Source organism: Massilia sp. UYP32 (assembly GCF_050434365.1).
Lineage (GTDB): Bacteria > Pseudomonadota > Gammaproteobacteria > Burkholderiales > Burkholderiaceae_D > Telluria > Telluria timonae.
In genome coordinates this window covers 1-1,098 of the sequence record NZ_JBNDIK010000075.1, presented here as the reverse complement: position 1 = coordinate 1,098, position 1,098 = coordinate 1, and the positions used below count along the sequence as shown (strand labels likewise).

Genomic DNA, 1,098 nt, shown 5'->3' with positions numbered 1-1,098 from the left:
TTAGTTCCGTGCGATCATTTTCCTCGTCGTAGCTGGCCTTTGTTCCGTGCAAAGGCTATGCTCGACGACTTGATTGCTGGATTCAGCAGTCCCGGCATTCAATCGCACCAGGAGGAGTTGGCAGCATGAGTTCACGCATTCACCCGCAAGCCCGTACCACCCCGAAAATCCGACAGGAGATCAAGGATTCGGGCCTATCCGACCGACAGGCCGCGAAGGTTTTCAACATCAGCCGCCCGACCGCCCGGAAATGGCTCAAGCGGGACGACGTGCAGGACCGCTCGCACCGTGCCCACACGCTGCATACGACCTTGAGCGCAGCGCAGGAAGCCATCGTGCTCGCGCTGCGCCAGTCGCTCTACTTGCCCCTCGATGATCTGCTGTTCATCACGCGGCAGTACATCAATCCCGACGTTTCTCGATCAGGCATTGCACGCCTGCTCAAGCGCGAAGGCATGTCGCGTCTTGAAGACGTGATCCCGAAGGCCGAGGGCGAAACGATCGCTCCCAAGAAGACCTTCAAAGACTACGAACCAGGCTTTATTCATATCGACATCAAGTACCTGCCGCAGATGCCGGACGAGACCTCGCGCCGCTACCTGTTCGTCGCCATCGACCGCGCTACCCGCTGGGTCTTCATGCACATCTACGGCGACATGACCGACAAGAGCAGCGTCGATTTCCTGCGCCGCTTGAAGCTGGCCTCGCCCATCAAGATCAGCAAGATCCTGACCGACAACGGCTCGCAATTTACCGACCGTTTCGCCACCAAAGACAAAAAGCCAAGCGGCCAGCACGCCTTCGACGTGGCTTGTGCCGCACTGCCTGCCGAGCACCGTCTGGCGCCGCCGCGGCACCCGCAGACGAACGGCATGGTCGAGCGTTTCAACGGTCGCATCAATGAATTGCTGCAGCAGACCCGCTTCGACAGCCGTGCCGATTTGCAGACCACATTGATGAACTATTTGAAGCTATACAACCACCACATTCCGCAGCGTGCACTCGATGCAAAGACGCCCATCCTCGCGCTCAAAGAATGGCAGCAAAAACGGCCGGAATTATTCGTTAAGCGGGTTTATGAACAGGCGGGACTTGACA

General features: G+C 58.1%; 1 protein-coding gene. It reads left to right on the top strand.

Features of this window, described 5'->3' with window-relative positions; all coding sequences use genetic code 11:
- Positions 1 to 125 precede the first annotated feature (125 nt).
- Positions 126 to 1,098 (top strand): IS481 family transposase (locus ABIB42_RS25915; RefSeq protein WP_429249216.1); only part of this gene is annotated, 973 nt, incomplete at its 3' end.